19 protein-coding genes, 1 tRNA gene and 1 pseudogene are annotated in these 24761 nt (G+C 62.1%); 13 read left to right on the top strand and 8 right to left on the bottom strand.

The window, feature by feature from the left end; all coding sequences use genetic code 11:
- The first annotated feature begins 25 nt into the window (after positions 1–25).
- The 4 genes from ACYHH6_RS07985 to ACYHH6_RS07970 are packed head-to-tail and all read left to right on the top strand — an operon-like array spanning position 26 to position 4848.
- On the top strand, positions 26–1123 hold the full coding sequence (locus tag ACYHH6_RS07985) for a microcin C ABC transporter permease YejB (RefSeq protein ID WP_352587065.1): 1098 nt from the start codon (positions 26–28) through the stop codon (positions 1121–1123).
- Entirely contained in the window at positions 1123–2262 is a 1140-nt protein-coding gene (locus ACYHH6_RS07980) for an ABC transporter permease (protein WP_352587063.1), read from the top strand. The genes ACYHH6_RS07985 and ACYHH6_RS07980 overlap by 1 nt, the downstream gene beginning before the upstream one ends.
- Positions 2259–3887 (top strand): ABC transporter ATP-binding protein, encoded by a 1629-nt coding sequence (locus ACYHH6_RS07975; RefSeq protein WP_352587060.1) that lies wholly within the window; start codon positions 2259–2261, stop codon positions 3885–3887. Before ACYHH6_RS07980 ends, ACYHH6_RS07975 begins: the two co-directional genes overlap by 4 nt.
- Positions 3888–3906: 19 nt before the next feature.
- Positions 3907–4848 carry a 2-hydroxyacid dehydrogenase gene (locus ACYHH6_RS07970; RefSeq protein WP_352587057.1) on the top strand — a complete coding sequence of 314 codons (942 nt, stop codon included), beginning with the start codon at positions 3907–3909 and terminating at the stop codon, positions 4846–4848.
- Between the two features lie 12 nt (positions 4849–4860).
- Here ACYHH6_RS07970 and ACYHH6_RS07965 read toward each other — a convergent pair whose 3' ends face one another.
- Both ACYHH6_RS07965 and ACYHH6_RS07960 read right to left on the bottom strand, forming a co-directional pair.
- Positions 4861–5220 (bottom strand): hypothetical protein, encoded by a 360-nt coding sequence (locus ACYHH6_RS07965; RefSeq protein WP_352587054.1) that lies wholly within the window; start codon positions 5218–5220, stop codon positions 4861–4863.
- A 108-nt stretch (positions 5221–5328) separates the two neighbouring features.
- Positions 5329–6258, bottom strand: a complete 930-nt coding sequence (locus ACYHH6_RS07960) for a methyltransferase domain-containing protein (RefSeq protein ID WP_352587051.1) — start codon at positions 6256–6258, stop codon at positions 5329–5331.
- Between the two features lie 104 nt (positions 6259–6362).
- Between ACYHH6_RS07960 and ACYHH6_RS07955 the strand changes: the two genes are divergently transcribed.
- Together ACYHH6_RS07955 and ACYHH6_RS07950 are read left to right on the top strand one after the other, a co-directional pair.
- Positions 6363–7373 carry a ligase-associated DNA damage response exonuclease gene (locus ACYHH6_RS07955; protein ID WP_352587394.1) on the top strand — a complete coding sequence of 337 codons (1011 nt, stop codon included), beginning with the start codon at positions 6363–6365 and terminating at the stop codon, positions 7371–7373.
- 1 nt (position 7374) lies between these two features.
- Positions 7375–8970, top strand: coding sequence for a cisplatin damage response ATP-dependent DNA ligase (locus ACYHH6_RS07950; RefSeq protein WP_352587048.1), 1596 nt, complete (start codon positions 7375–7377; stop codon positions 8968–8970).
- A gap of 9 nt (positions 8971–8979) precedes the next feature.
- On the opposite strand, the gene ACYHH6_RS07945 is transcribed toward ACYHH6_RS07950, so the two are convergent.
- Positions 8980–10191, bottom strand: a complete 1212-nt coding sequence (locus ACYHH6_RS07945; RefSeq protein ID WP_352587045.1) for a hypothetical protein — start codon at positions 10189–10191, stop codon at positions 8980–8982.
- Between the two features lie 352 nt (positions 10192–10543).
- On the opposite strand from ACYHH6_RS07945, the gene ACYHH6_RS07940 reads away from it, so the two are divergent.
- The 7 genes and pseudogenes from ACYHH6_RS07940 to ACYHH6_RS07910 all read left to right on the top strand — a co-directional run bounded on the left by ACYHH6_RS07940 (position 10544) and on the right by ACYHH6_RS07910 (position 19321).
- Positions 10544–10619: transfer RNA gene (locus ACYHH6_RS07940), tRNA-Thr, on the top strand.
- Positions 10620–12113: 1494 nt separating this feature from the next.
- Positions 12114–12242 (top strand): annotated as a pseudogene (locus tag ACYHH6_RS07935) (helix-turn-helix domain-containing protein); the annotation flags it as partial.
- 118 nt (positions 12243–12360) lie between these two features.
- Positions 12361–13017: a LysR substrate-binding domain-containing protein gene (locus tag ACYHH6_RS07930; protein WP_488500418.1), complete on the top strand. Its 657-nt coding sequence runs from the start codon at positions 12361–12363 to the stop codon at positions 13015–13017.
- Between the two features lie 1192 nt (positions 13018–14209).
- The gene (locus tag ACYHH6_RS07925; RefSeq protein ID WP_435053352.1) at positions 14210–15376 is read left to right on the top strand and encodes an acyltransferase family protein; all 1167 of its coding nucleotides are present in this window, start codon (positions 14210–14212) and stop codon (positions 15374–15376) included.
- Positions 15373–16482, top strand: a complete 1110-nt coding sequence (locus ACYHH6_RS07920; RefSeq protein ID WP_352587039.1) for a glycosyltransferase family 2 protein — start codon at positions 15373–15375, stop codon at positions 16480–16482. Before ACYHH6_RS07925 ends, ACYHH6_RS07920 begins: the two co-directional genes overlap by 4 nt.
- Entirely contained in the window at positions 16479–17525 is a 1047-nt protein-coding gene (locus ACYHH6_RS07915) for a glycosyltransferase family 2 protein (protein WP_352587036.1), read from the top strand. Before ACYHH6_RS07920 ends, ACYHH6_RS07915 begins: the two co-directional genes overlap by 4 nt.
- The gene (locus ACYHH6_RS07910; protein WP_435053351.1) at positions 17522–19321 is read left to right on the top strand and encodes an ABC transporter ATP-binding protein; all 1800 of its coding nucleotides are present in this window, start codon (positions 17522–17524) and stop codon (positions 19319–19321) included. The genes ACYHH6_RS07915 and ACYHH6_RS07910 overlap by 4 nt, the downstream gene beginning before the upstream one ends.
- Positions 19322–19442: 121 nt before the next feature.
- Here ACYHH6_RS07910 and ACYHH6_RS07905 read toward each other — a convergent pair whose 3' ends face one another.
- Genes ACYHH6_RS07905 through ACYHH6_RS07885 form a run of 5 tightly spaced genes read right to left on the bottom strand, consistent with a single transcriptional unit; the run spans position 19443 to position 24682 of the window.
- Complete coding sequence (locus tag ACYHH6_RS07905; RefSeq protein WP_352587033.1) at positions 19443–20273, bottom strand: dipeptide ABC transporter ATP-binding protein; 831 nt, start codon at positions 20271–20273, stop codon at positions 19443–19445.
- Positions 20273–21118 carry an ABC transporter ATP-binding protein gene (locus tag ACYHH6_RS07900; protein WP_112560673.1) on the bottom strand — a complete coding sequence of 282 codons (846 nt, stop codon included), beginning with the start codon at positions 21116–21118 and terminating at the stop codon, positions 20273–20275. Before ACYHH6_RS07900 ends, ACYHH6_RS07905 begins: the two co-directional genes overlap by 1 nt.
- Positions 21118–22002, bottom strand: a complete 885-nt coding sequence (locus tag ACYHH6_RS07895; RefSeq protein WP_352587386.1) for an ABC transporter permease subunit — start codon at positions 22000–22002, stop codon at positions 21118–21120. The genes ACYHH6_RS07900 and ACYHH6_RS07895 overlap by 1 nt, the downstream gene beginning before the upstream one ends.
- Before the next feature lie 26 nt (positions 22003–22028).
- Positions 22029–23036, bottom strand: coding sequence for an ABC transporter permease subunit (locus ACYHH6_RS07890; RefSeq protein WP_192249812.1), 1008 nt, complete (start codon positions 23034–23036; stop codon positions 22029–22031).
- Between the two features lie 47 nt (positions 23037–23083).
- Positions 23084–24682, bottom strand: a complete 1599-nt coding sequence (locus ACYHH6_RS07885) for an ABC transporter substrate-binding protein (RefSeq protein WP_352587029.1) — start codon at positions 24680–24682, stop codon at positions 23084–23086.
- Positions 24683–24761: the final 79 nt, after the last annotated feature.

Below are 24761 nucleotides of genomic sequence, written 5' to 3'. Positions count from 1 at the left end.
CCGTTCGCGCAGGACTGGCGGCCTGATGGGCGCCTACATACTGCGACGCATCCTGCTGATGATCCCGACCCTGTTCGGCATCATGGCGGTCGCTTTCGTCGTCACTCAATTCGCACCGGGCGGACCGGTCGAGCAGGTTATCGCCAGCCTGACCAACCAGGGCGGCAGCGACCGTCTCGGCAGCGGCGGCGGCGATGCAGGAGGTGGCGGCAATTTCGATGTGGCCGGCGATGTCGGCTCGAAATACCGCGGCGCGCAAGGGCTCGATCCCGAATTCATCAAGAAGCTGGAAAAGCAGTTCGGCTTCGACAAGCCGCCGCTCGAACGCTTCGGCATGATGCTGTGGAACTACGCGCGCTTCGATTTCGGCGACAGCTACTTCCGTGACATCTCGGTGCTCAACCTGATCCTGGAAAAAATGCCGGTATCGATCTCGCTCGGATTGTGGATCACACTTTTGTCCTATCTGATCTCGATACCGCTCGGCATCCGCAAGGCGGTCAAGGACGGCTCCGCCTTCGACGTCTGGACCAGCGGCGTGATCATCATCGGCTATGCCATACCGGCCTTCCTGTTCGGCATATTGCTGATGGTGCTTTTCGCGGGCGGCTCGTTCTGGGACTGGTTCCCGCTGCGCGGCATCGTCTCCGACAATTGGGACCAATTGTCGTGGCCGGACAAGATCGTCGATTATTTCTGGCACATGACCTTGCCGCTGACGGCGCTGGTGCTGTCGGCCTTCGCCACGACGACGCTGCTGACCAAGAACTCCTTCCTGGAAGAGATCCGTAAACAGTATGTGGTGACCGCCCGCGCCAAGGGCCTGTCGGAGCGGCGGGTGCTCTACGGACATGTGTTCCGCAACGCCATGCTGATCGTCATTGCCGGCTTTCCTGCTGCCTTCATCTCGGCCTTCTTCACCGGATCGCTTTTGATCGAGAACATCTTTTCCCTCGACGGTCTCGGGCTGCTCGGCTTCAGGTCTGTGTTGGCGCGCGATTATCCGGTGGTGTTCGCCAACCTCTATATATTTTCGCTGCTTGGCCTGTTCGTGACGCTGCTGTCCGACCTGATCTACACATGGGTCGATCCGCGCATCGATTTCGAGCGGAGAGACGTCTGATGACGCAGGCCGCAGCCGAGACGACTCCGACAAGGATCGCGCGACCCTGGCTGTCACCGCTCAACCTGCGGCGCTGGCAGAACTTCAAGGCCAACAGGCGCGGCTACTGGTCGTTGTGGATATTCCTCACTCTGTTCGTCCTGTCGCTGTTTGCCGAACTGATCGCCAACGACAGGCCGATCGTCGCCTACTACAAGGGCGAGATCCTGTTCCCGGTGGCGGTCGCCTACCCCGAAGAAAAGTTCGGCGGCTTCTACGCCGTCACCGACTATCGCGACCCGGTCATCCGCGACGAGATCAACGCCAATGGCTGGATGATCTGGCCACCGATCCGCTATTCCTATCGTACCGTCAACAATGCGATCCCCGACGCCGCTCCGGCAAAACCGTCGTGGGAATACGACGCGCAGAAGCGATGCAGCCAGTATCCGCAGGGCGCTGCCGATCCTGACTGCATTGTCGGCAACTGGAACTGGCTGGGTACCGACGACCAGGCGCGCGACGTGCTGGCGCGCATCATCTACGGGTTCAGGATTTCCGTTCTGTTCGGACTGATCCTGACCGCGGGCTCGTCGGTGATCGGCGTCGCGGCCGGCGCGTTGCAAGGCTATTTCGGCGGCTGGACCGACCTTCTGTTTCAGCGCTTCATAGAAATCTGGTCAGCGATACCGCTGCTCTATCTGCTGCTCATCGTCGCCGCCATCCTGCCGCCGGGCTTCTTCATCTTGCTTGGGCTGATGCTGCTATTCTCCTGGACGTCGCTGGTCAGCGTGGTGCGCGCCGAATTCCTGCGCGCCCGCAACTTCGAGTACGTCAACGCTGCCCGCGCGCTTGGCGTGTCCAACCGCACCATCATGTTGCGCCATCTTCTGCCCAACGCCATGGTGGCGACGCTGACCTTCATGCCTTTCCTGGTCAGCGCCTCAATCTCAACGCTGACCTCGCTCGACTATCTCGGCTTCGGCCTGCCGCCAGGCACCGCTTCGCTCGGCGAACTGCTAAAACAGGCGCAGAGCAACCTCAATGCCCCCTGGCTTGGCATATCCGGCTTTGTCGTCATCTCGCTGATGCTGTCGCTGCTCGTGTTCATCGGCGAGGCGACGCGCGACGCGTTCGATCCGCGCAAGGCGTTCCGATGAGCGAGCCCCTGCTCTCCGTCCGCGATCTCAGCGTTGCCTTCACGCAAGGCGGCAACCAGTCGGTTGCGGTCGACCACATTTCCTTCGATCTCGCCAAGGGCGAGACGGTGGCGCTGGTTGGCGAATCCGGTTCGGGCAAATCGGTGTCGGCGCTGTCGGTGCTGAAGCTGCTGCCCTACCCCACAGCCAGCCATCCCTCGGGCAGGATCCTGTTCCAGGGCGCCGACCTGCTGGCGATGAACGAAAAGCAGTTGCGCAGCGTGCGCGGCAACAAGATCACCATGATCTTCCAGGAGCCGATGACCTCGCTCAATCCGCTGCACACGATCGAGCAGCAGATCGTCGAGATCCTGGCGCTGCACCAGGGCATGGGCGACCGGCAGGCCAAGGCGCGGACGCTGGCGCTGCTCAACGAGGTCGGCATCCGCGAGCCGGAAAAACGCCTCGACGCCTATCCGCATCAGCTGTCCGGCGGCCAGCGCCAGCGCGTCATGATAGCCATGGCGCTGGCCAACGAGCCGGAACTGCTGATCGCCGACGAGCCGACGACGGCGCTCGACGTCACCGTGCAGGCGCAGATTCTCGAATTGCTGGCGGGGCTGAAGGCCCGCAAGGGCATGTCGATGCTGTTCATTACCCATGATCTCGGCATCGTCCGCAAGATCGCCGACCGGGTCTGCGTGATGACCAAGGGCAAGATCGTCGAGACCGGGCCGACGAAGGAGATCTTCGCCAACCCGCAGCACGCCTATACCAAGCACCTCCTGGCGGCCGAGCCGAAAGGCAAGCCGCCGACCGCAAACGCCGCCGCCAAGCCTGTCATGACCGGCAAGGACATCAAGGTCTGGTTTCCGATCAAGAAGGGTTTCTTCCGCACCACCGTCGACAATGTGAAGGCGGTCGACGGCATCGATGTCACCGTGCGCGCCGGCCAGACGCTTGGCGTCGTCGGCGAATCCGGCTCCGGCAAGACGACGCTCGGCCTGGCGCTGGCCCGAATGATCTCGTCGACGGGAACCATCCAGTTCAACGGCAGCGATATCAACCAGTTGTCGTTCAACGCCATGCGGCCGCTGCGGCGCGAGTTGCAGATCGTCTTCCAGGATCCGTTCGGCTCGCTCAGCCCGCGCATGTCCGTGTCGGAGATCATCGAGGAAGGGCTGAAAATCCACGAGCCAAAACTGTCGCCCGACCAGCGCGACGACAAGGTCGTCGCCGTGCTGAAGGAGGTCGGGCTCGACCCCGCAACACGCAACCGCTACCCGCATGAATTCTCCGGCGGCCAGCGCCAGCGCGTCGCCATTGCGCGCGCCATGGTTCTCAATCCGCGCTTCGTCATGCTGGACGAGCCAACCTCGGCGCTCGACATGAGCGTGCAGGCACAAGTGGTCGACCTGTTGCGCAACCTGCAGGCCAAGCACGATCTTGCCTATCTGTTCATCAGCCACGATCTGAAAGTCATCCGCGCCCTTGCCAACGACGTCATCGTCATGCGCAATGGCAAGATCGTCGAAGCCGGCCCGTCCGAGCAGATTTTCGAGCGGCCGCAGACCGATTATACCAAGGCGCTGATCTCGGCTGCGTTCAGGATCGAGACGGCGCCGGTCGGTATCGTCAGCGAATAACAGGGAATACAATTCACAAATGGAAAAAGGCAAAATCCTGCTTGCCGTCACCGGCTTTCATCCGCAGCGCTGGCGCGAGCTGCTGTCGGCTGAGCGCGAGGTGGTGCTGGAGCCGGCCGGCGCTTCGGACCCGTCGATCACCTATGCGGTGGTGTGGAAGCAGAAGCCGAACCTGCTGAAGTCCCTGCCCAATCTGCGCGCCATCTTCTCGATCGGCGCCGGCGTCGACCACATCTTCGCCGATCCCGGCCTGCCCGACGTGCCGATCGTCAAGGTGGTCGCCGACAACCTTACCCAATACATGACCGAGTATGTCGTCTGGCGGGTGCTCGACCATCACCGCCAGGGCATGCTCTATCGCTCGCAGCAGCCGAAGAAGACCTGGCACGAGCCGCCGCAGCGGCCGGCTGGCGATATTTCGGTCGGCATTATGGGGCTCGGCAATCTCGGCCGCGCTGCGGCATCGGTGCTTTTGTCGCTCGGTTTTGCCGTCAATGGCTGGTCACGCAACGACCGGCCTATGAAAGGCGTTTCGACCTATGCAGGAGAGGCCGGGCTGATCCCGTTCCTCAACGCCACCGACATACTGGTGGTGTTGTTGCCGCTGACGCCGGACACGCAAGGCATCATCAATCACGGCGTGCTGAAGGAATTGCGCAAGCGCAACGGCCTCGGCGGCTCGGTGCTGATCAATGCCGGACGCGGCCGGCTGCAGAAGGACGCAGACATTTTGCGCGCGCTGGATGACGGCACGTTGAAGGAGGCAAGCCTCGACGTGTTCGAGGTCGAGCCGCTGCCGAAAACCAGCCCGCTGTGGGGCCATCCGAAAGTGTTCGTGACGCCGCATGCGGCGGCAACCTCGGACCCCGTTCACCTGGCGCCGATCATGCTTCGCCAGATGGACGCCTTCGAGCGCGGCGAAAAGCTCGACAATCTGGTGGACCGCAAGGCCGGTTACTGAGAAAGTCCTGGTTCAGCTCGGCAGGGCGAACTTCTTCTGCTTGTTGGACTTGCCGCAGTCGCGGCGTTCTAGTGAGCGGTTCATGGCGTCGATCTTGCCGCTTGCCAGATCGGTGTCGCGCTTGCTTTTGGAACGCATATCCGGCGTGAACGGGCCAAAGCCCATCGCCGGATTGGAGAAGCTTGGCTTTGCATCCGTCGACAGATGATATTGCTGCGCCAGCCCGTTGCGCTGCGCCAGCAATTGATCGCAAGGCACGCTGTCATACTGCAGCGACGATTGCACGTCCTGGTCCTGTCGTTCGGACATCGAACTGCCCATGCAGCCGGTCATCGCCAGGCAAGACGCCAAGACCATCATGTTCCAGCGCATCCGTTTCTCCTCAATGCCGAACCGAGCGGACCTTCTCTCGGCAGATATCCTATCTGATGCCGCGCCAACCGAAAAAATCCTATTCACATTTTCGAACAGGACGAGACATCAGCCGGACGACAGCGTCGCCAGCACGGCCAGCCCATCGACCGGCTGGCGGCGATCCAAGCGGATGACCGTGGGCTGCACGGACAGCACCGACAGGCCGCTGGTGGTAAGCACCCGCTCGACATAGGCTTGAGAATGGGCGTAGCGGCGCGATGGCCGCAGCGCGAAACCGGCTTCACCGGCCGCCTCGCCTTCGCCTGGCGTCTCGACGGAAAAGGCAAACAGACCATTGGCGGCCAGAATGCCGGCGACGGCCTTCACCACGCCGTCGAGCGCACCGACATAGATGAACACGTCGGCAGCCACCACCAGATCGGCTTTCGGGCCGGCATAGGCAAAGTGCTGCAGGTCGGCCTTGGCGAGCAGGTCGTAGACACCCTTGGCGCGCGCCTTCTTCAGCATGGCAGCAGAGATATCGTAGCCCACCAGTCGATCGGCGATCGGCCGCAGTCTTTCGCCCATCAGGCCGGTGCCGCAGCCGAGGTCGAGAGCCAGCGAAAAGCCACCCGGCCTTGCCGCTCGAATGGCGCGATCGAGGAACTCAGGCAGCCGGTAGCCGAGCTTGTTGACCAGCTCACCCTCGAAGCTTTCGGCATAATGGTCGAACAGCGTTTCGACGAAGGCGCTGGGTGGCGCCGCGGCAGCAGGCGCCTTGCCGATCAGTTGCAGCTTCAGCGCAGCCCCTAGGCGATCCGCCGGGTCGAGTTTCAGCGCCATCGCCCAGGCCTGCGCCGCCAGGTCGAACTGCCCCCTTGTCTCCTGCATCTCGCCGAGGCGGAACCAGCCCGCCGCCCATTGCGGCGCCAGTTCCAGCGCGCCGAGCAGCAATTCCGCTGCTGCCACAGGGTCGCCCGAGCCGAAAAGCATCTCGGCATAGTCGGCACGGCGGTCGGCGGTCAGGTCGCCCGACGAGGTTTTCAGCGTTTGCATGGCGATGGGTCCGCCGGCTGATGCGCCGGTGGCTGGCTGTAGGACGAGTCAGCAGCCTCTTGCAACAGGCTTCCCGCACTGGAATTAGCCACTATCTTGACGGGATGCGCGCCAGCGACCTGCTTCATCCCCGGCCTGAAGGCCTCTATTGCCCGCCCGGCGATTTCTTCATCGACCCGGTGCGGCCGGCCAACCGGGCCCTGATCACACATGGCCATTCCGACCATGCCCGCTCCGGCCACCGCTCGGTGCTGGCCACACAACAGACGCTCGACATTATGGGACTGCGTTATGGCGAGGACTTTGCCGGGACGACGCAGGCCGCAGCCCTCGGCGAGACAATGGCGCTGAACGATGTCACCGTTACCTTTCATCCGGCCGGCCATGTGCTGGGCTCGGCGCAGATCGCGGTCGAGCACAAGGGCAGGCGCATCGTCGCCTCCGGCGATTACAAGCGCCAGAAGGATGCGACCTGCGCACCCTTCGAGCCGGTGAAATGCGACGTGTTTATCACCGAGGCGACCTTCGGCCTGCCGGTGTTTCGCCATCCGCCCGACACGGAAGAGATCGCCCGCCTCCTCAAATCGGCGGCGCAATTTCCCGAGCGATCGCATCTGGTTGGCGCCTATGCGCTGGGCAAGGCGCAGCGGGTGATGCGGCTGCTGCTTGATGCCGGCTATGACAGGCCGATCTACATCCACGGCGCGCTGGCCAAGCTCAGCGAATATTATCAGAGCCAGGGCATCGACTTGGGCACGCTGGAGCCGGCAACGGTGGACAGCGGCGGCAAGCAGGATTTCACCGGCGCCATCGTCGTCGGCCCGCCATCGGCCTTCGCCGACCGCTGGGCGCGGCGCTTTCCCGACCCGATCTCGTGCTTTGCGTCGGGCTGGATGCGCATCCGCCAGCGCGCCAAGCAAGGCGGCGTCGAACTGCCACTGATCATCTCCGACCATGCCGACTGGGACGAGCTGACCGCCACCATCAAGGAGACGGGCGCCGGCGAAATCTGGGTAACGCATGGCCGCGAGGAAGCGCTGGTGCGCTGGTGTGAGCTGGAAGGCATCGCCGCGCGGCCGCTGCATCTGGTCGGCTATGAGGACGAGGGCGATTGAGTTGAACCGCTTCGCCGAACTCCTCGACCGTCTGGTGCTGACGCCGTCGCGCAACGGCAAGCTGACGCTGCTGGTCGACTATTTCCGCAGCGTCGAGGATCCCGACCGCGGCCTAGCGCTGGCGGCGATTACCGGCGACCTCAACATTGCGGCGGTCAAGCCGGCCATGCTGCGCACGCTGGTCACCGAGCGCATGGACCCGGTGCTGTTCGGCTATTCCTACGACTATGTCGGCGACCTGGCCGAAACGGTCTCACTGGTCTGGCCGCAAACGCCAGGCCATATCCCCAACCGGGAGCCGACGCTTGGCGATGTTGTGGCGAAACTGCAGGCGGCAAGCCGCTCTGATGGGCCTAAGGTGCTGGCCGGGCTGCTCGACAGCGCCGGCATTTCGGCGCGCTTTGCCATCATCAAGCTGGTTACCGGCGGCTTGCGCATCGGCGTTTCGGCACGGCTGGCCAAACAGGCGCTGGCCGATTTCGGCAAGGTCGATGTCGCCGAGATCGAGGAGCTGTGGCACGGCCTGACACCGCCTTACATCTCGTTGTTCGCCTGGCTGGAAGGCAAGGCCGAAAAGCCGCAGCGGACGGCGCTCGCCCTGTTCAGCCCGGTGATGCTGTCGAACCCGGTCGGCGACGGCGATCTCGAAAAGCTTGACCCGGCCGACTATGCGGCGGAATGGAAATGGGACGGCATCCGTGTCCAGGCGGTGTGCGAAGGCGGTGTGCGCCGGCTCTATTCGCGCACCGGCGACGACGTCTCCGGCGCCTTTCCCGATCTCGCCGAAGCAATGAATTTTTCCGCCGCGCTCGACGGCGAATTGCTGGTCGGCGAACCCGCCGCGACGGGCACGTTTTCAGACCTGCAGCAGCGGCTGAACCGCAAGAGCGTGACGCCGAAGATACAGCAACAGTATCCGGCCTTCATGCGCTGCTACGATGCGCTGCAGATCGATGGCGAGGATCTGCGCGCGCTGCCCTTCCGCGAGCGACGAGTTCGGCTCGAAGTCTTCATCAAGACGCTCGACCCCAGCCGCTTCGATCTCTCGCCGCTGGTCGACTTCACCGATTGGCAGGCGCTGGAAGAATTGCGCCGGGCGCCGCCGCACCCGATCATCGAAGGTGTGATGCTGAAGCGCTGGGATTCGCCTTATCTCGCGGGACGGCCGAAAGGCCCGTGGTTCAAGTGGAAGCGCGATCCGCACACGGTCGACGCCGTGCTGATGTATGCGCAGCGCGGCCATGGCAAGCGCTCCAGCTTCTATTCCGACTATACGTTCGGCGTCTGGTCGGGGCCGGAAGGCGCGGAGGAACTGGTGCCGGTCGGCAAAGCCTATTTCGGCTTCACCGATGAGGAGCTGAAGCAGATCGACAAATTTGTGCGGGACAACACCGTCGAGCGTTTCGGCCCGGTGCGCTCGGTGCGCGCCGATCGCAAGCAGGGCCTGGTGTTGGAAGTGGCGTTCGAAGGTCTCAACCGTTCGACCCGGCACAAATCCGGTGTCGCGATGCGCTTTCCCCGCATTTCACGCCTGCGCTGGGACAAGCCGACAGCCGAAGCCGACCGCATCGAGACGCTGCAGGCACTGTTGGATTGATAGGGTAGTTTACGGTTCGATCGAGACGCGAATCTCGTAGATATCGACCGCCTTGCCCTGCTTGTCGAAGTCGGAGTTGATGGCGATGCTGCCGGCCGCGCCCGGGGGCTTGTCGGGGAACTTCACGTCGAACAGATATTCGTTGCGTTGCTGGCCGACAGCATAGCGCTTGCGGCCGCAATCGCCAAGATCGCCGAAATTGCAGTCGATGGAGATCTGCGTGTCCTTGCCGTCCTCGGCACGGGCGACGATGTCGAACACGGCATGCTTGCCGGCAAGCTTCTCCAGCACGCCCTGCCCGACATCGAAGCTGATGGCCGAGCCGGAAGCGCCGGAACGGATGCGCAGGAAGGAGCCGGTATCGTCCTGCACGACATCGGCCTTGGCGTCGGAGGGCGTCGCGACATGCGTCGGATCGGTGGGTGTAAACACGTTGATCCAGTCACGCGCCTGTTCGGCCGCACCAGGCTGTTGCGGCGCGCCGGGCTGCTGCGGCGCGTTTGTATCGGCGGGCGGCGTGAAATCGTCATCGTCGACCGTCGGCGGCGCCTCGGGCGGGGCCGTGTCGAGCTGCGCCGGCGTCTTGAAGACGCCGGTCTGGACGGCGAAATAGAGGCCGATGCCGGCGGCAGCGAGCAAAGTGACGCCAAAGAAGATCGCCGTCAGCGGCAGGCGGCGGCCTCTTATCCGCCTTTCGTCGCGGTCAGGCGCCACTTCCGTCGCGGCCTCGGCCGTCGCGGAATCGGCCATGTCGATCGCCGGGGCGCCGGGAAGCGCGGCGTCGGGCATGATGTCGGGGACGACCGGCAGCACGCGCGAGCGAGGCGCGTCGGATGCATCGGGCTGAACCGGCCCATCAACCACGATCGCCGGCGACGGGCCGGCCGCGACGTCTGTCGGGGCATCGACAGCAGGCGCTTCGGCGGCACCTTGCGTCTCCGCAGTATCTTGGGCCTGAGCGGCGCCTTGCGTCTGCGCAGCGCCTTGCGTCTGCGTGGCGACATCGGGGACCGCCGGCAGGAATTCCGATTCGATCTCGGTGATCTTTTCCTGCACCGCCTTGCGGCGCTTGATGGCGGCTTCCACCGTCACGCCGGGATTGGCCTGAAGGACGCGGTCCAGCGCCGCGAAGGCCGATCGATAGACCCTCTCGCGAAACGCCCGGTCCTCGGCATTGCCTTTCTCGAAGGCGTTGCGGATCGCTTTTTCGATCGCGTCCAAGCGAATTTCCCCTGTCCGTTCGCTCACATTGCCATGATCGTTAGCCGCAGGCGACCAATCAATCAACGGGCGAGCGTCCGCATTCTGCCTCGGCGGGGCGTTGAAAGCCAATTTCCAGGGTTTTTAACAATAAAATCAGCCTGTTTCGTCACCTTCCCGGGCAATTACGCGCAGACCGCCGAGATAATCCCACGCGATCGAAAAACGAAACGAGACGTGGGCTCCCTCCAGCGCAAACGGGAAATGCCGGGACATTTGCCGGGTACCGCCTTGAAATCGCGGTTGCCCATCTTGAATTAGCGGCCGGTTGAGTCTATCACCCAGCCGATCTTGGAAGCCTCGTGCTTCCCGGGCCGCTTTAGCTCAGTTGGTAGAGCACATCATTCGTAATGATGGGGTCAGGTGTTCGAGTCACCTAAGCGGCACCAGTTTTCTACTGAAAATGCTTTATTCCCAGCAGGATACAAGAACTGGATGGATTTCCATCCACCCGAAAACCCACCTTAGAAGGCTTCGTTGGCAGCCCTATGAGAGTCGCGTCTCACCTGTACAATGGCGGTCTAGGCGACGGCATCAGTCATCGGATTGAACCAATCCCGCTTGCAGGCCGTATCAAGATTGTCCAATTGTTTGCCCTTGGTCTCAAGCGCTATCTCCCATACCGCAAATCAGGACCGGCCCCCTCCCAACGGACTTCGTTCTGGGCAAATGAGCAAACGGCTGTGCGCCAAGTTATCAGATTCACCGGCGATGGTTCCTGAGATCCACCGGTCTAGGCTCTTGGTGAGGTTAAGCTTCCAAGTCTCGACCGTACATGACTCGCCGAACTGCCCACCGGCGTGCCTTCAAATCTGATGCACCTGGACATAAAGGCTGTCGCGTAGTTGGCACGTGTTGCCGGTGTAGGCGCACCCGTCAGGCGTGAAGCGGCAGCGTCTAGGCATTTGTCGGCCCGAAACCTGTGTCTAGCCAGACCCAGCACAAAAGTCAGACCGACGACAGCCAAGATAGCCAGAACCATGAAAAGGGCCGAAACCGCAATCACTCTCTTCCACTCGGTCTTGAGGTTGTGTGCCTCGTGGTAGACCCGGGTCGCTAGAATGCCGCGCCACCCGATTGCGACGATAATTAGGGCAAGAAAAATATTCCTTCCGCCATCGTTCATCCCGATTCTGGCAGCAAAAGTGATTCCCGCGATGAGCAATGCATAGAGGAACAAGGCCAGAGCAACGGCGCGGCCCTTTCTTTTGACAAGGAAGAATCCTCCTTGTGCACACGCAGCGGTCGGCGGGCGAAACAGTTATGGTAATTTCGGCGCGCATCCGCCCGACTCGCGCACTAAACGCCCAACAAGACTTCCGCACAAAGATTTCAAATGTCAGATTTTCTCTACTGACTAATCGTTGTTTCCGCACCAAAGACGCATTTCCAAGAACAGGTTTTGTATTCTTGGCGACAGTCTCTACCCCTGCTGGGCTTGCACATACTGTAGACTTGCGCACAATCCGAACCGCAGATTTTACGCTCTCCGGCGTCTGCTAGGACGCTTTCATCGATATTGGTCTTGGAAGTCACACTACATTGATGAATATAACCTGATAGGCTCGATGACTCATTCGTGTCGTTGCATTGCTCGGCGGCAATCGCCGATACATTTATAATGGCAACAAAACCGAGAGAAACTAAGCTTACAAACGATATGTAGCGCATGATTTCTCCTTTTTGATTAATGATTTACTGGAGGAACTGGAACAAATCCATTGCACCAGCTTTCATTGATTTTAAATGATCAATGTCGCTTGAAGATACCTCTCCACTCATATGTCGACAGGTTTAGTTATATCGATGACGGTGCTGCTGTCTTGTGCTATGTTTTGTTCAGCCTGCTGCAAGAATTGCAGCGGTGATGCCGGAGGCTGCCGATGCGTTACCTGAACTCCGCTCACTATATCGATGTGGTGGCCAAGACCGGTTCGATCCGCGCCGCCGCGGAATTGCTCGCCATAACCTCGACGGCGCTCAACCGGCGTATATTGGCGATGGAGGCCGAACTGGGCGTTGCGATTTTCGAGCGACTGCCTCACGGCGTGCGATTGTCCAGCGCCGGCGAACTTCTAGTGCAGCACATGCGCAACCAGTTATCCGATATGGAGCACGTGAAATCGCAGATTGCAGACCTTGCTGGCGCCCGGCCATGTGGCGATCGCCTGCAGCCAGGCGCTATTGCCCTACCATCTGCCGATGCAGATCTCACTCTACCGCAAGGAACATCCGAATGTGACCTTCGGAGTGCACCTGCGCGACCGGGAGGAGGCCGAGCGCGCCTTGGTCGATCACACGGCCGACATCGCCATCGTCTACGAGCCAACCCGGCTGGCTGCTTTCATGACGCTGATGCGGGTGCACCAGCCGGTGCATGCGGTTATGCGGCCCGATCATCCGCTGGCTTCTCACGAGACGGTGCGGTTGCGCGCTTGCCTCGACTATCCAATCGCGCTTCCCACATCAAGTTACGGCGTGCGCTACCTGCTCGACATCGGGGCGCAATCGTCATCGCTGCAGCTGGAGCCGGTGATTCAGTCGGACAGCTTCGAATTCCTGCGCAACCACGCTATCTCGGAGGATATCATCACCTTCCATTTCCCAATTGGCCTGTCCCACCAGGCGATGACCGGTGACATGACCTCCCGGCCGCTCGACCCGCGCGACGTGCCCGCTGGCATGCTCTATGTCGGCCAACTCAAGGGCCGCACCCTACCGGTGGCCGCTGCCCGTTTCGCCGACCAGCTTTTCGCCTCGCTGGCGCAGCAGTACGACGTGTCGTGATGGCACCTGCCACTCAGCTTGATGCACCTGGAAAAAGGGCTGTCGCGTGGTTGCAAGCGTTGCCGGTGTAGACGCACCGTGAGGAGTGAGGCGGCACCGTCCGGCCATTTGTCGGCCCAAGACAATGCTAACAGGCCGCCAAGCCCACCAGTGCAGAACCGTTTCTTTCTGAAGCGGCGTGGAAGTCACGACGAAAAGCGCATCATCCAATGCAGGCTTCGGCGCGTGGTGGACCCTTCAATCCGCTTGAGGGCGCGCATGGCATCCACCTCTCCAAAATTCCCAAATTTCACCTATCACAAACCACCGTAAAATCTGCCTATTCATCTATGATAGGTTGCAATCGATTGCGACAGTGTGAGACATGAGAAATGGGCTAAGTGTCTGCGTTATATTGCAATATGACACGCGGTGATACACGCTTAGGTCGTATGTAAATGCCCCTAAGCGGCACCAGTTCCCCATCCGACGCAAGCGCGCGACGGCCGCCGCAAGGCCAGTCCACGTCACTCCCTACGCAAACGCATTTCTGCCCGCGTCGACATGCGGCCATATGGCTGCCGCCACTGGTGCGGATGTCTCCGGTTCTCTGTTCCAGCACCGGGATTGTCGCGCTGTCGGGAAGGACTGCGTCGTCAGACGCTTGGCCATCGATTATGCTGCGTCGCGCAAAATCAATAGTTTCGATTTTGCCGATTATTCGTCAATATAAACTTCAATCATAAAATACATAACCAATCTTCTTAAGCTATTTTGATAGCCTACTGAAGATATCAAGCCATGCAGATTTTAGGCATGCAATTAAAACAGGTCTTAGTGATATGATACAACTCGCCCGACGGGCATGGTGCGCGAGAAAATCCGTCAACGACACAGCGCATTTGCCAATCATATCCATTTTTAAGCATTCACTCACATAAATATTACAGTTCGGAAGATATTTTGTGTTGCACTGCACCATTGCCCGGCTACACCATTTCCTGGGGGGATTCAGTATCAGGACGTGCGCCGTGGAGGATTCCGCCAAGGTGACCAGCTTGAGTTTTTCGCTGGCCGCTACCGATTTCGAGGCTGCCTCGCGCACAAGGCGCGGGTTTGATGTTGTCGGCGCACTGTCAACGCTGGCAGACCTGAGACCCGGAATGGCGGGCCGCCGGCTTCATCGGAGATCTCAGACCGGCGGAAATGGCTGATGGTCGCGCGCGACAATCAGCTGGACGCGCTGCGCGCCATCGCTGTCACGATGGTTCTCTATTCTCATTTCCTGGCACCCAACGGGTCCTCCTTTTGGGGCCATATCGGCGTGCGGCTGTTCTTCGTGCTGAGCGGCTTCCTGATCACCCGACTGCTGCTTGAAGCCCGCGCTGCGGCCGAATTCGAAGCCGGTCCTGCCTTGAGATCCTTCTACATCAGGCGCGCGCTGCGCATATTCCCGCCCTATTTCGCCGTGCTCGGGTTCGTCTGGCTGACCAATCTGGAGCGGTCCAGCGGATCGCTCGCCTGGCATGCGCTTTACCTGTCGAATTTCTGGTACGCGCTGCGCAACGAATGGACACCCTGGCTACTCGGCCATTTCTGGAGCCTGAGCATCGAGGAGCAGTTCTACATCGCCTGGCCGCTGGTCGTGCTTCTCGCACCGCGCCGGCGCGTGGAAGCGATCACTATCGGCGTCATCCTGTTGTCGCTGGCCTATCGCTTCTACTGGCCGATCACCGCCAACCCGGCGCTGGCGCGCGACCTGCTGCCACCGGCATCGATGGATGCGCTGGCCTTGGGTGCTCTGCTTGCCTGCTGGCGGATCAGAGGCGCTGGCCTGCCGCAATGGATGCGGCTAGGCTGGCCAGCCCTTGCGGCCATCTTCCTGGCGATTGAATTGCTTGTCCCGGCACCGGCCGATCCCATGCTGGAATGGGCCCGCTGGGCGCTGCTGGAGATCCTGCCCTTGGTGCCGCTGGTGGCCGTTGTCGCCGCCTGTTCAGCCGGCCTTGGCGGCGCCCTCGGCAGGGTTTTCGAACTGCCGCCGCTGCTGTCACTGGGCCGCATCAGCTACGGCGTCTATCTCTACCATCCGATCCTTCTGTCGCTCGCCGTCAAGTCACAGCCCTGGATTCCGCTCAATGTCTCGGAGCAGGGGCCAGGGCGGTTCCTGGTCGCGAGCGCCGCCACGATCGCCGTCGCTTCGATCTCGTGGACGGTTTTCGAAAGGCCGCTCAACGGCCTCAAGCGCCGCTTCCCCTATGTCGCGCGCCGCCGCTCCCAGGCACGCACCGGCGATGCCGTCTGGCTCGGCAGGGCGCCCAGCGGATCCCCCGATGGCCGCGCCGCGCTCGACCTCCAGCGAACGGATGCGCAGAGATGACCGCCGCGCCGCTCGTCTCCGTCCTGCTGCCGGTCTACAATGCCGGGCCTTATCTCGCCGCTGCGCTGGGGAGCATCCTGCGGCAAGACTACGATCGCCTGGAGGTCATCGCTATCGATGACGGGTCGACTGACAATTCGCTCGATATCCTCGAACGATACCGCCGGGCCGACAATCGCGTTTCTGTGATCTCACGTGAAAACCGCGGCCTCGTCGCCACCCTCAATGAAGGGCTCCGACTGGCCCAGGGCGAGCTGGTTGCGCGAATGGATGCGGACGATGTCGCCTATCCCTGGCGCCTCTCGCGCCAGGTGGCACTGTTCGAGCGGCGGCCCGAGCTCGGCTTCTGCGGTGCCAGCGTCGATACCTTGCTTCACGGCCGTATCGCCAAGGGCAGGCCCGACCCGGTGTTCCGATCCGGCCGGCTCGACATATTGTCGATGTTCTTTACGATATTCATGCATCCGACGGTGGTGTACAACAGGAAGGTCATAGGGAACGATCTCTATTACGATCCACAATACAGGCACGCCGAGGATTTCGATCTCTTCAGGCGGCTTGCTCGCCGTTTCCCGGCGACCATCTCGCCCGAGAACCTGCTCATCTATCGGGTCCATGCGGGAAGCGTGACCATGCGGCATGCCAAGGAAATGCGCAGGACGCATTTGCGAATCGTGGCCGAAAATCTCGAACGTGAGGGCCTCGCGGAAGCCACTGCGGATCTGCGCGACATCGGCGAGGCCGTCTCGTTCGACACGGTTGCGCGCGCAGCCAGTTTCATCCGTGCGCTGGAAGAGCGGATTTCCGCGCTGCCGGCCAGCACACGGCCAATCTTCGAGGCCGGCGCGCTGAACCTGTTCTATTTCCTCTACCAGCTCGTCAGCGACGAAAGAGAGCCGCCGCTGACACACGAATTGCTGACGCGGACAGCGAGATGGAATTTCATCCGGCGCCGCGAACAATATGCGCTGCGTCCCGGCCTCTGGGCGCCCTGGCTCAGCCTGGCCTCGATAGCGGCCGGAAAGCGGGCGGACGCGGTGGAGTACTTCTTTAAAACCACGCCGGCCGAAGCGGTGCTGGCGCGTTATCAGCGGGGAATAGTATGACCGACAGGCCCCACCCGCTCCTGCGCGATCACCCGTTTGCGAGTGCGCCTGCCCCGACAACTCCCCGATCGGAGCGGCCGTCGCTTGAGGTCAGCTTCATCGTCTGCACGCGCGACCGCGCCGCTGTGCTGGAGGCCTGCATAGCGTCGATCCAGGCTGCATGCCGGGCGCACGCCGCCTTCGCGGCTGAGTTGGTGGTGGTCGACAATGGTTCACGGGACGGCACGTCAAAGCGGCTGGCCGGTATCGCCGAAACGTCAGACATCCCAGTCACAGCCGTCTCGGAGCCCCGTCCCGGACTAGCCGCTGCCCGCAATGCCGGACTGGCGCGAGCGCGAGGCCGCGTACTGGTCTTCATCGACGATGACTGCAAGCTCGATCGCGATTATCTCCGCGACCTCGAGCGGCATTACCGGAGCGGCGAGAAGTGGCTGATCCGCGGCGGTCGCGTCGAGCTCGGTGATGCCCGGGACCTGCCCTTCACCATCAAGCGCTGCGAGGCGCGCGAGCGGCTGACCCCGGCGGTCCACCCGGGCGGCTTCGTGCTCGGCTGCAACATGACCATGCACCGCGACGTCGCGGCCCGCATCGGGTCGTTCGACGAACGCTTCGGCGCTGGCAGCCCGCTACGCTCGGCTGAGGATACGGATTATCTCGTGCGGGCGATGCTGCTCGGCATGCCGGTCGAGTATGTGCCCGACATGACGGTCTTGCATCATCACGGCCGGCGAGACCGCAAATCGATCGACAGGCTGCACCGCGACTATAGCCTCGGTAATGGTGCGCTGTGCCTGAAACATGTCCGCCACGCCCCTTGGCTGCTTCGCCATGTCTATTGGTCCGCGCGGGCCGCGTTCAAGGAACTGGCGGGACGTCCTCGCTTCGACCGCGACCTCGATCTGTCGCACTGGCCTATTGTCGTCATGAATCTGGCAGGTGCGGCCAGATTTGCGCTGCTCGTCATGATGGGATGGCCAAAACGGTTGCCGTTGCGCCAGGACCGGCAAGCCAGCGAAGCCAATGCGGAGGCCAGAGCGCGATGATGTCACGGATTCCGTCAGCCCTGCCAATGCTGCGCCGCGCGCTTGGTGGCAGGCTGTTGCGGCTCGTTCCCATCGTGGTGGCGCTGGGGCTTGCGGGCGCCGCGCTGGAAGGCCTCGGCATCGGCCTCATCATTCCGCTGCTCGGCATCATTATGGGGCGTGGCGAAACATCAGGCATGGCCGGTTTCTCCGCCCTCCTCCAGCAGGTTGGAGCGGACCTCGGCGAGCGCGAGCGGCTGATCGCCATTTCGGCCGCGATCCTCGGTTCGATCGTGCTGAAGAATGTCTTTGCCTTCGCCAACACGCTGCTGACCAGCTTCATCTACGGCAAGGCAGGTTATTCGATCCGCAGCGCACTGTCGGAGCAGTTGCTCAGGGTCGGCTACCCTTTTTTCCTGCAGCAAAGCCCCGGGCGGCTGCTCAACATCATCTCCAACGAATCCTGGCGAGCGTCCGACGCTATCCAGGCCCTGCTCGGCGCGATCGTCAGTGCCTCGGCCGCCGTCATCCTGCTCGCCTTCCTCCTGCTCCTGTCCTGGCAGATGACGCTGCTGGTGACGCTGGGGCTGGCACTCGTCCAGCTGGCGCACGGGATTTTGTCGTCCAATCTGAAGGCGCCGAGCCGCAGCGTCGTCTCGCGCAACAGCGCACTCGCGTCGCAGATGCTGCATCTGGTGCATGCTGGGCGCCTGATCCGCATCTTCGGGCAGGAGAGCCGCGAAAAGGCGATTTTCGCCAAAGCGTCCGACGGGGTGCGGCGGGCGGCTTTCGTGCTTTCAATCCGCCAGGGCGTGTTGCCGCCGCTGACCGAGGTGTTGCACGCGATGCTGTTCCTGGCGGTGGTGATCGGAGCCTGGCTGGCGAATGTGAGCTTCCCGCTGACCGTCGCCTTCCTCATCCTGCTCTACCGGCTGCAGCCGCATATGCGCGCCTTGCAGATGTCGTGGAGTCAGCTGCAAGGCATGAGCGGCTCGCTGGAGGAGGTGCAATGGCTGCTCGATCCTTCCGACAAGCCCGAGGCGCCGCAGGGCAGCCTGCCGTTCGACGGCTTGCGCCAAGGGATCAGCTTCGATGATGTGAGCTTCGCCTATTCCGGTGCCCTGTCCAGCCCCGACGCGCGCGAGGCGGTGCTGCATCAGGCGGTGTTCGACATCCGCAGCGGCCGCTCGACGGCGCTGATCGGCCGCTCGGGCGCGGGCAAGACGACGATCGTCAATCTCCTGTGCCGCTTCGTCGAACCCGACAGCGGCAGGATCCTCGTCGATGGGGCGCCACTGGGTGAAATCGACCCAAGGCAATGGCTGCGGAACATTGCCCTGGCCAGCCAGGAACTGGAATTGGTCGACGGCACCATTTTTGAAAACATTGTCTACGGCCACGACACGGCGTCGGCCAGCGACGCCATGCAGGCCGCAAGGCTGGCCGAGGCACATGAATTCATCGAGCACCTGCCGCTGGGTTACGCGACACTTGTCGGATACCGGGGCATCAACCTGTCAGCCGGACAAAGGCAAAGGATCGCCCTGGCGCGGGCGCTGGTGCGCGACCCCGATATTCTCATCCTCGACGAAGCCACCAGTGCGGTGGATGGGTTGTCGGAAGCCGCTATTGTCGAGACGCTGAAGTTGCGGGCCGGCCGCCGCACCACCATTGTCATCAGTCATCACCACAGCACCATCTCGTTCTGCGACGACGTGGTGATCTTGAGCCGCGGTCGGGTGAAGAAACAGGCCCCCTTCTCAGCGCTGGCAAAGCTCAGCATGGACGAGCTTTACCAACACGGAGCGGGTGAGTGATGGGGCGCGCCCGAATCCGCGACGCGGCTTGCGCCAGGCAGCTCGCGGATTGCGATCAATCCTGCCGGCAAACCATCGCCGTGACGCATTCCCGATTGTGCAAAAGCAATTGCCAGGGAGGTCAGGCAGCCTTTTTCTTGGCCAGCCTGGCCTTGATCGAAGCGACGTCGGCGCGCGGCGTCGCGGCGAACAGCGTCCTCGTATAGCTGTGCTTGGGGTCGGCAAAGACCTCTTCGCGGGAGCCGTATTCGACCGCCTCGCCGAAATACATCACCATCACGTCGTCGGCGATGTAGCGCACGACGGACAGATCGTGGCTGATGAAGACGTAGGTCAGCTGGAATTCGTCCTGCAGGTCGGCGAGCAGATTGAGCACCTGGGCCTGCACCGACAGATCGAGCGCGGAAACCGGCTCGTCGAGCACCAGAAGGCTCGGGTTCAGCATCAGCGCGCGGGCAATGGCGATGCGCTGGCGCTGGCCGCCGGAGAACATATGCGGGTAGCGGTTGTAGTGCTCGGTTCCAAGGCCAACCTTCTTCAGCATCTTCATGGCGAGGTCGCGCCGCTCTTCGGCCGGCTTGTCGGTGTTGATCAGCAGCGGTTCGCCCAGAACATCGCCGATCTTCTGGCGCGGATTGAGAGAGCCGTAAGGGTTCTGGAAGACGATCTGCACCTTGCGGCGCATCTCCTTGGTCAACCCGCTCCTGGCGATGTCGACCTTGTTGCCGTCGATGAACAGTTCTCCCGACGTTGCCGGATCGATCAGCGTGATGATGCGCGCCAGCGTGGACTTGCCGCAGCCGCTTTCACCGACGATGGCCAGCGTCTTGCCCTTGTCGACGCTGAACGAGACGCCCTTGACCGCATGCACGGTGCGCGCGCCGCGAAACAGGCCGCCGCCGACGTGATAGTCGCGCTTGATGTTCTTGCCTTCGACGACCTTGATGCTCATCAGGCGACTCCGGCGGCCGGTTCGAACAGCATGTCTGAGACGGTCGGCAGCCTGTCGCCGACGGCGTTGTCCGGCAGCGCCGACAACAGCGCTCGGGTGTAATTGCTCTTCGGCGATTCAAACAGCGACAGCACGTCGGCCTCTTCCATCTTGCGGCCCTTGTACTGGACGATGACGCGGTCGGCGGTCTCGGCCACCACGCCCATATTGTGGGTGATCATGATCAGACCCATGCCGTATTTGACCTGCAGCGAGACCAGCAAATCGAGGATCTGCTTCTGGATGGTGACGTCGAGGGCGGTGGTCGGCTCGTCGGCGATCAGGAGCTTCGGATTGCAGGCAATGGCGATGGCGATCATGACGCGCTGGCACTGGCCGCCCGACATCTGGTGCGGGAACGAGTTCAGCCGTTCCGCCGGCTCGGCAATGCCGACCTGCGTCAGCAACTCGATGGCGCGCTCGCGGCGCTGGGCCTTGTCCATGCCCATATGGAAGCGCAGCACTTCCTCGATCTGGAAGCCGACCGTGAAGCACGGATTGAGGCTGGCCATCGGCTCCTGGAAGATCATCGACATGTCCTTGCCGACGATCTTGCGGCGCTCGGCCGGGCTCATCTTCAGGAGGTCGCGGCCGTTGAAGCTCATCTCGTCGGCAGTGACCGTCGCGGTCCACGGCAACAGGCCCATCACCGCCAGCATCGACACCGACTTGCCGGAGCCGGATTCGCCGACGATGGCCAGCACTTCACGTTCGTTGACATGGAGCGAGACGCCGTCGACCGCGCGGAACGGGCCGGATGCGGTCTGGAACTCGACGACGAGATTGCGGATGTTGAGCAGCGCCATCACGACCTCCTCAGCTTCGGATCGAGCGCATCGCGCAGGCCGTCGCCGATCAGGTTGATGGCCAGAACGGTGATGAGGATGGCGAGGCCAGGGAACGTCACCACCCACCAGGCGCGCAGGATGAATTCACGCGCCGAGGCGAGCATGGTTCCCCATTCCGGCGTCGGCGGCTGGGCGCCGAGGCCGAGGAAGCCGAGAGCGGCCGCCTCGAGGATGGCGTTGGAGAAAGACAGCGTGCCCTGGACGATCAGCGGCGCCAGGCAGTTGGGCAGGATGGTGCGCAGCATCAGCCGGATATGTCCGGCGCCGGCAACCTTGGCAGCAACCACATATTCGCGGCTCTTTTCGGCCATGACAGCGGCGCGCACCAGGCGCGCGAAATGCGGCTGCAGGACAAGCGCAATGGCCAGCATGGCGTTGAACAGGCCGGGGCCGAGGATGGTGACCAGAACCAGCGCCAGCAGCAGCGACGGGAAGGACAGGATCAAATCCATGACGCGCATGATCGCCACGTCGACCCAGCCGCGGAAATAGCCGGCCAGCAGGCCGAGCGTGATGCCGCCGGTAAGTGCCAGCGTGACGACGACGGCGCCGATCAGCAGCGAGAAACGCGCGCCATAGAGCAGGCGCGAGAGCATGTCGCGGCCGACCGCGTCGGTGCCAAGCAGATATTGCGCGCTGCCGCCCGCCTGCCATGCCGGCGGCCGCAAGAAAGCGGTCTTGTCCTGGATGTCGGGCGCATAGGGCGCCAGCAGCGGCGCAAACAGAGCTGCCAGCACCAGCAGGATGAAGACGAACAGGCCGATGACGGCGCCGCGGTTCACCGAGAAATAGTGCCAGAAGGTCCTGAAGCCGGTCAGGCGATCAGGACTGCCGGCGGCCATCGGGGCGATTTCGGTCGACTGGCTCATCACGCCGCCCGTATGCGCGGGTTGATGACGGCATAAAGCACGTCGACGATCAGGTTCACGGCCATGACGATAAGGGCGATCAAGAGCAAGCCCGACTGCACGACGACATAGTCGCGCTTGGATATGGAATCGACCATCCACTTGCCGATGCCCGGCCAGGCGAAGATGGTTTCGGTGAGAATGGCGCCGGCGAGCAGCGTACTGACCTGCAGGCCGATGGTGGTGACCACCGGGATGAGCGCATTGCGCAGCGCGTGCACGCCGATGACGCGGGACGACGACAGCCCCTTGGCGCGGGCGGTCCGCACATAGTCCTCGCCCAGCACTTCGAGCATGGCCGAGCGCGTCTGGCGCGCGATCACCGCGAGCGGGATGGTGCCGAGCACAATTGTCGGCAGCACCAGATGGCTCAATGCCGAGCGGAAAGCATCCCATTTGCCGTAGAGCAGGCTGTCGAGGGTCAGGAAGCCGGTGATCGGCTTTATGAAGAACTGCAGGCCGATGCGGCCGGAAACCGGGGTCCAGCCGAGATAGCCGGAGAAAAAGATGATCAGCAGCAGGCCCCACCAGAAGATCGGCATGGAATAGCCGACAAGGGCTGTGCCCATCAGCCCCTGGTCGAACCAGGAGCCGCGCTTGACCGCGGCGAAGATGCCCGCGGGAATGCCCAGCAGCATGGCGAAGATCATGGCAAAGACAGAGAGCTCGATGGTTGCCGGGAAGAGCGTCATGAAATCTTCGATGACCGGGCGCTTGGACGAGATCGACACGCCGAAATTACCGGTCGCGGCATCGCGGACATAATGCGCATATTGCTGCCAGATCGGCAGATTGTAGCCGAACTGCTCCTTCAGTTCTTCGTAGCGCGCGGGCGACACGCCATGCTCGCCGGCCATGGCAAGGATGGGATCGCCGGGCAGCAGCCTGACAAAAGCGAAGGCACAGATGGTGATGCCGATCAGCGTCGGGAGCACCAAGACGATTTTGTTGAGGAGATATCGGAGCATCTTGAAAAGGGGGCGGCGCCTGATTGCGCGCCGCCCGCCTAACAGTTCTATTCGGCCTTGTCGACGCCGTCGAAGCGATGAATGCCGAGCGGGTCCATCATGAAGCCGCTGACATTCTTGCGCACGACTGCGTAAACCTGGCTGTGTGCCATGAGGAAGGCCGGAGCCTGCTTGGCAAAGACAACCTGCGCCTGTTCATAGAGCTTGGTGCGTTCGGCCTGGTCGCTGGTCTTCTTGGCCTTCTGGATCAGGTCCTCGAAGTCCTTGTCGCACCAGCTGGAGTAGTTGGACACGCCGATGGCCGAGCAAGCGAACAGCGTGGCGAAGAAGTTGTCCGGATCGCCATTGTCACCGGTCCAGCCGATCTGGAAGGCGCCGGGGCGTTCCTTCTTCTTGCCCTCCTCGCGGTACTTCGTCCACTCGTAGCTGACGATCTCTGCCTTGACGCCGACCTTGGCCCAGTCAGCCTGGATCAGCTCGGCGGCACGCTGGAAGTTCGGGTTGTAGGGACGGACGCGATCGGAGGCCCAGAGCTGGATCTCCTTCAGCCCGGCATCGGCCAGCACCTTCTTGGCCGCTTCCGGATCATAGGCGTCGGACTTCACGTCCTTGTCCCATGACCACATGGTCGGCGGGATCAGGTTTTCGGCCGGCGTGGCGCCGGCGTCCTGGAACAGCGACTTGATGAGCGACGCCCGGTCGATCGCCTGGTTGAGTGCGTGGCGCACTTCAGGCTTGTCGAGTGGCGGGATGGTGGTGTTGTAGCTCATATAGCCGATGTTCAGGCCGGCCTGATCCATCAGGGTCACGTCGGCGTTGGCCTTGATCGTGCCGATGTCGGCAGGATTCGGATAGGGGGCGATGTCGCATTCGCCGGCGAGCACCTTCTGGATGCGGGCGGTCGCGTCAGGGGTGATGGCGAAGACGAGATCGTCGATCTTTTCCTTGCCCTTGAAGTAATCCGGGTTGGCCGCATAGCGGATCACCGAATCCAGCTGGTAGTCGACGAACTGGAATGGACCGGTGCCGATCGGCTTGGTCGAGAAGTCGGCCATCTTGCCTTCCTTCTCGAGCTGATCGGCATATTCCTTCGACACGATCGAGGCGAAGTCCATGCCGAGATTGGCCAGCATCGGCGCGTTCGGCTCGGTCAGCGTCAGCTTGACGGTCAGGTCATCGACCTTTTCCCACTTGGCGACGTATTTCGGCATGTCCATGCCGGTGTAGTAGTCCCAGGTCAGGTTCGGCAGGTATTTTTCGCCGTTCCAGGGGTTTTCCTTGTTGAACTGGCGATCGAAGGAAAAGACGACGTCGTCTGCATTGAGGTCACGCGTCGGCTTGAAGAAATCCGTTGTCTGGAACTTCACGCCCGGATGCAGGTGGAAAGTATAGACCAGGCCGTCGTCGGAGATTTCCCACTTGTCGGCAAGACCGGGCTCGATCTCGGTGCCGCCATGCTTGAATTCGACCAGGCGCGAATAGACGGTACGCGACGAGGCATCGAAGTCGTTGCCGCCCGTCGTGGTACCCGGGTCGAAGTTGGCCGGCGAGGCCTCCGAGCAGTAGACCAGCGTCTTGGCATTGGCCACGCCGCCGAGGACGCTTGCAGCCAGCAACGCGGCTGCAAAAGTCAGTTTCTTTTTCATTGAGCACTCCCTGATGTTCTTCCAAGCCCCTCTATCAGGCTCGCGAAGCGCGCATATAAGCACCGTTTTTCCGGCTTTG

The organism is Mesorhizobium sp. P171375, from assembly GCF_057786075.1.
This window is presented reverse-complemented; position numbering and strand designations above follow the sequence as displayed.

Coding starts and splice junctions, on each gene's coding strand:
- ACYHH6_RS07895 (WP_352587386.1), bottom strand. CDS start 22,002: ATGGCCGCCGGCAGTCCTGATCGCCTGACCGGCTTCAGGACCTTCTGG.
- ACYHH6_RS07915 (WP_352587036.1), top strand. CDS start 16,479: ATGACCGACAGGCCCCACCCGCTCCTGCGCGATCACCCGTTTGCGAGT.
- ACYHH6_RS07920 (WP_352587039.1), top strand. CDS start 15,373: ATGACCGCCGCGCCGCTCGTCTCCGTCCTGCTGCCGGTCTACAATGCC.
- ACYHH6_RS07910 (WP_435053351.1), top strand. CDS start 17,522: ATGATGTCACGGATTCCGTCAGCCCTGCCAATGCTGCGCCGCGCGCTT.
- ACYHH6_RS07975 (WP_352587060.1), top strand. CDS start 2,259: ATGAGCGAGCCCCTGCTCTCCGTCCGCGATCTCAGCGTTGCCTTCACG.
- ACYHH6_RS07985 (WP_352587065.1), top strand. CDS start 26: ATGGGCGCCTACATACTGCGACGCATCCTGCTGATGATCCCGACCCTG.
- ACYHH6_RS07955 (WP_352587394.1), top strand. CDS start 6,363: ATGCGCGCCAGCGACCTGCTTCATCCCCGGCCTGAAGGCCTCTATTGC.
- ACYHH6_RS07960 (WP_352587051.1), bottom strand. CDS start 6,258: ATGCAAACGCTGAAAACCTCGTCGGGCGACCTGACCGCCGACCGCCGT.
- ACYHH6_RS07885 (WP_352587029.1), bottom strand. CDS start 24,682: ATGAAAAAGAAACTGACTTTTGCAGCCGCGTTGCTGGCTGCAAGCGTC.
- ACYHH6_RS07890 (WP_192249812.1), bottom strand. CDS start 23,036: ATGCTCCGATATCTCCTCAACAAAATCGTCTTGGTGCTCCCGACGCTG.
- ACYHH6_RS07925 (WP_435053352.1), top strand. CDS start 14,210: ATGGTCGCGCGCGACAATCAGCTGGACGCGCTGCGCGCCATCGCTGTC.
- ACYHH6_RS07965 (WP_352587054.1), bottom strand. CDS start 5,220: ATGCGCTGGAACATGATGGTCTTGGCGTCTTGCCTGGCGATGACCGGC.
- ACYHH6_RS07905 (WP_352587033.1), bottom strand. CDS start 20,273: ATGAGCATCAAGGTCGTCGAAGGCAAGAACATCAAGCGCGACTATCAC.
- ACYHH6_RS07970 (WP_352587057.1), top strand. CDS start 3,907: ATGGAAAAAGGCAAAATCCTGCTTGCCGTCACCGGCTTTCATCCGCAG.
- ACYHH6_RS07900 (WP_112560673.1), bottom strand. CDS start 21,118: ATGGCGCTGCTCAACATCCGCAATCTCGTCGTCGAGTTCCAGACCGCA.
- ACYHH6_RS07980 (WP_352587063.1), top strand. CDS start 1,123: ATGACGCAGGCCGCAGCCGAGACGACTCCGACAAGGATCGCGCGACCC.